4 protein-coding genes are annotated in these 4,457 nt (G+C 39.4%); 2 read left to right on the top strand and 2 right to left on the bottom strand.

What is annotated here, in order from left to right; genetic code table 11:
- Positions 1-300: 300 nt before the first annotated feature.
- On the bottom strand, positions 301-510 hold the full coding sequence (locus tag B4U84_RS00190) for a hypothetical protein (RefSeq protein ID WP_131118619.1): 210 nt from the start codon (positions 508-510) through the stop codon (positions 301-303).
- A 471-nt stretch (positions 511-981) separates the two neighbouring features.
- On the opposite strand from B4U84_RS00190, the gene B4U84_RS00185 reads away from it, so the two are divergent.
- Both B4U84_RS00185 and B4U84_RS31390 read left to right on the top strand, forming a co-directional pair.
- Positions 982-1,359 carry a hypothetical protein gene (locus tag B4U84_RS00185; protein WP_131114862.1) on the top strand — a complete coding sequence of 126 codons (378 nt, stop codon included), beginning with the start codon at positions 982-984 and terminating at the stop codon, positions 1,357-1,359.
- Between the two features lie 10 nt (positions 1,360-1,369).
- The gene (locus B4U84_RS31390; protein ID WP_242677499.1) at positions 1,370-4,000 is read left to right on the top strand and encodes a caspase, EACC1-associated type; all 2,631 of its coding nucleotides are present in this window, start codon (positions 1,370-1,372) and stop codon (positions 3,998-4,000) included.
- Between the two features lie 250 nt (positions 4,001-4,250).
- Here B4U84_RS31390 and B4U84_RS30210 read toward each other — a convergent pair.
- On the bottom strand, positions 4,251-4,457 hold a 207-nt coding region (locus B4U84_RS30210), incomplete at its 5' end, for a hypothetical protein (RefSeq protein WP_165490229.1).

Here is a 4,457-nt window from a genome sequence, read left to right as displayed (position 1 = left end):
AAAGCCATCATTACTCGGTTAAAATCGATAATACTCCCAGACAACCAAATATCCTTATGCACAGAATAGACAATTTGTACAGTGCGTAAGTTCTAATATCTTCTTTAGACAGTGTGATGTTGATCGAGGACGAAGATAAAACAGAGCAATTAAGAGGAACAGGGAACTCGTCACTATAAATAAATCATAATTTGTTACATTGCAAAAGCAGATGAATTGGTGAGGAGAAACATGGGTTTACAAATTCAAATACATTAGATCCCCAACTTTGTAGAACTTGCTGGGGATCTTTCTCTGTTGCTATTTACTTTGTGTCATTTTGTTTACTGTTTGAGCAATGGCTTTGGCGTCTTTACCGTCAAAGGTTTGCTCATCGCCATTATTCCAGGTAATGAAGCAGACAAATCGCCACGACATCTGCAAATAAAGATCACAAAATCGAATTTGACGAGCGTGAGTTAAATTTAATAAACCTCTTGTGGGTGTTTGACAAAGAATCGGTTGTGGCATCATATTTAATAAGACCTTTAATAAAGGTTGGGTAAGAGAGGCGTTGTCTACTTGGAGGTGGGAACGCCTCTCTTATTTGTATATTAATACGAATAATTCTTATTAGCAATACTTTTTTAGATATTTTTTCGTATTTTTCTATATTTATTATGCTGTTGAATATATCGAATAGGTTGCAGGAGTCATTAGTGCTGTCACAAATGTCTTGATGTTGATTGAGGGAGGGCGTAGACATGTGGCGGTTTATTGAAATGCGATCGCTTAATAAGACCAGCAAACTCTATTTCCAAACTTTAGAATCTGCCTAAATTGCCATTAAAATTCACAAATTTTAAATATATTTCTGGGTATTTCACCTGATATTATGGGGCAAACTGCGTAATTAGAACACGGAATTAAAATTATGGCGTTGTAGTTACTATATATATTTTTTTAGCAGTATTTAATTTTTAATATTCTTAAGGTGTTGGGATGACAAGCAACTCTAATGTTCAGCTAACAATTACTTTTAATGATCCAGACTTAGATGTAGAGGAACGTGATGAGGAAGCCCAGAAGCTATTAAATCAGATGAAAAGCTTGGATGAAGTTGAAAGTGTGAATCGCGTTCTTGATCCGAATCCACCAGAAGGTAATAAAGCACTCGGTGGATTTTTACTAGGAATACTTAGCGCTGAAGTAAGTCCAGCAAATTTCAAAAAACTGATGGGCTTTTTAGGCGATCGCCTTTCTGGAAAAGTAATCGAACTGGAAGTAGAAGCCAATGAGAAGAAACTCAAGGTGAAAGCCAGTAGTCAAGCTGAGTTAACAGCTGCAATTGAGGCTGCACAGAAATTTTTATCAATGTAGGTGAGATAACATGGCCAAGGTAGCATTGCTGATTGGAGTCAATGAGTATGAGCCTGGTTTAAATCCGCTACCCAGTGCAGTCAGAGATATTGAGGCGATGCAGCGAGTCCTGGCACACCCAGAAATCGGAGGCTTTGCAGAAACAGACATTATAATGCTACCAAATCCCCAACGGCAGGAGATGGAGGAAGCAATTGAGCATCTTTTTGCAGGTCGTCAGAAAGATGATCTAGTGCTGTTTTTCTTCTCAGGTCATGGTATTAAAGATGATACTGGTAGACTTTATTTAGCAACACGCACCACACGCAAAACTCCCAAAGGAGAATTGATTCGTTCATCCGCAGTTGCAGCCAGTTTTGTACATGAAAATATGAGTCGCAGTCGTTCTAAACGACAAGTTGTAATTCTAGACAGTTGCTTTAGTGGTGCTTTTGCTGAGGGTTTATCAGCTAAAGATGACGGGACTGTAAATATTCGCGAACAACTAGGAGGAGAAGGACGGGCTGTTCTCACTTCATCCAGTTCAACCCAATATTCCTTTGAACAAGAAGGTTTAGACCTCTCAATTTATACCCATTATTTGATTGAGGGTATTACAACTGGGGTGGCAGATTTGGATGATGATGATTTTATCTCAGTTGACGAGTTGCATGAGTATGCCAGCAGAAAAGTTGCAGAAATACAGCCAGCAATGAGGCCTGAAATCTATGCAATTCGAGAGGGTTTTAAAATTCGCCTCACAAAAGTTCCCTTAGTTGATCCTAAGCAGAAATATCGCAAAGAGGTAGCACGATACATTAAGCGTGGCGAGATTTCTTTTGTCGGTCGCTATACTTTAGACGTGTTAAAAAGTCGTTTAGGCTTGACTGATGAAGAAGCAACTGTAATTGAAAATGATACTTTGGCAATTTCTCGTCAGCAATTTAGGGAAAAGTTACAGCAGTATGAAAAAGCTTTCACTGACGCACTTCAGCAGCAACCAGCCATTAGTGAAAGTGACCTAAATGCGCTACGACAGAATCTTCAGCAAATTTTGGAACTTAGAAATGAAGATACCCTACCGATTGAGGCGCAAATTACTGCAAGCATTGAAGCCTACAAACAACACTTGCTACAGTATGAGCAAGCATTAGCTGATGCAATGCGACAGGAGTATCCTCTCAGCCAAATAACTCGTAGGCGCTTTCAGCAAATGCAGCAGGAATGGCAACTCCTAGAAGCAGATGTAGCTGCTATTGAAAGCCGTGTTAGTGCTGAGATTGAAGCGTATCGACAAAAATTAAAGCAGTATGAGCAGACATTTATCAGAGTCACACGACAGGAATATCCCTTAAGTCAATACAAGCGTAAAGAATTATTGCAGCAACAGCAAAATTTAGCTTTGCATTACCAAGATATTGCCTCAATTGAAGGTCGAATTATTGCTGAAATTGAAGCATATCGGCAAAAATTACAGCAGTATGAGCAAGCATTTATCACAGCAACCCAACAGGAATATCCCTTAAGGGACGCCAAGCGCAACGAATTACTACAGCAACGGCAAATCTTAGGTCTGAATCAGGAAAATATTGCCTCAATCGAAGCCCGAATTATTGCTGAAATTGAAGCATATCGACAAAAATTAAAGCAGTATGAGCAGATATTTACCAGAGTAACACGACTGGAATATCCCTTAAGTGATGCCAAGCGCAATGAATTACAACAGGAACAGCAAAATTTAGGTTTGCATAACCAAGATATTACCTCAATTGAAACCCGAATCATTGCTGAGATTGAAGCGTATCGGCAAAAATTACAGCAGTATGAACAGGTGCTGACTCAAGTAATTCAGCATGAGTATCCTTTAAAAGAGGAGATTCGCGAAGAATTAAGGCGGTTTCAGAAAGTCTTAGAACTAAATAATCAAGAAGTAGCAAAAATTGAAGAAAAAGTTGTTAGACAAAGAGAAGCAAATCAACACTCAAGTAATTCTCAACATTCAGATAATAATACTGTTAATTTGTCAAAAAGTGGTTATGGTCAAAAAACTCAAGTAATTCCGGATATACAGCCAAGTCGGCGACCTGCATTTCAGCGACGTGCATTTGTACCACTACAGTTTGTTATTCTAGTAGGATCAGTTCTAGGCGCTGGTTTATTTGGAACTTTATGGATGCTCAATGGAGGGATTTTTGGTAAGGAAGACAACGGGCCACGGACTCCCACAATTCCAAATACTCCCTCTGTGAAATTTGAGCCATCTGTTGTACCATCTACACCAAGCGATCGCCTGAATGTCATTCAAATTACAACTAATATCGAGTTAACAAACATATCATCTCCACAACAAGCGATCGCACCTCCTGGTAGTGTTTTGAAAATTATTAAACGTAAAACAACCACAACACAAGAGCAAAATTCAGATGAGTCAATCTCTTTGCGGGTATGCTCCGTTGGAGAGGGTATCACTTCAGCCACAAAGCCACCCGACCCGTTAACTCCTATAGATAGAAAACCTGTAGTGGAAGAGGGCAAAGTCTACACAATCAAATTATCCCAATATCAAAAATTATTGAATGGTAACTCTACGCCCTTAGCAGAAGGTGTTACTCAATGTGTGGAGCAGCCTCAGCGCGCACCTGCATCTGGCTCAACTCCATAATTCTCTAATCCAATACACTTGGGTTAGTAAACCGTATTGAATTCCAGTCCACTTCAGTGGAGTTAAGCTATTAGCCAAGAAATTTATTTCTTGGCGGAACATACCACAGATGCAAAATCTGAACTAACTTAACCTCATTAAGTTCGTAGTGTAGACGCTCGTAAGAGCGGCTGTAGGGTGGACTTGAGTCCTCAAAATAAGGGCGATTAATTTAATGTTTTTAGGACTTACGCACTATACAAATTGGCTATTATGTGAACAATGATTGGTTCAGAACACGAGTCCGTTTGTTGAAAACACGAGTCTGTTTATTGAAAACACGAGTCTGTTTATTGAAAACACGAGTCTGTTTATTGAAAACACGAGCCTGTTTGTTGAAAACACGAGTCCGTAGCGATCGCACTCGTAAAGCCATCATTACTCGGTTAAAATCGATAATACTCCCAGACAACCAAAT

Source organism: Westiellopsis prolifica IICB1 (assembly GCF_004323185.1).
GTDB classification, from domain to species: domain Bacteria; phylum Cyanobacteriota; class Cyanobacteriia; order Cyanobacteriales; family Nostocaceae; genus Pelatocladus; species Pelatocladus prolificus_A.
The sequence above is the reverse complement of the archived record's forward strand: the minus strand, read 5'-3'. Positions and strand labels throughout refer to the sequence as shown.

What these genes read in the sequence shown, in the direction of transcription:
- B4U84_RS00190 (WP_131118619.1), bottom strand. Translation starts at nt 510, where the DNA reads ATGCCACAACCGATTCTTTGTCAAACACCCACAAGAGGTTTATTAAAT.
- B4U84_RS00185 (WP_131114862.1), top strand. Translation starts at nt 982, where the DNA reads ATGACAAGCAACTCTAATGTTCAGCTAACAATTACTTTTAATGATCCA.
- B4U84_RS31390 (WP_242677499.1), top strand. Translation starts at nt 1,370, where the DNA reads ATGGCCAAGGTAGCATTGCTGATTGGAGTCAATGAGTATGAGCCTGGT.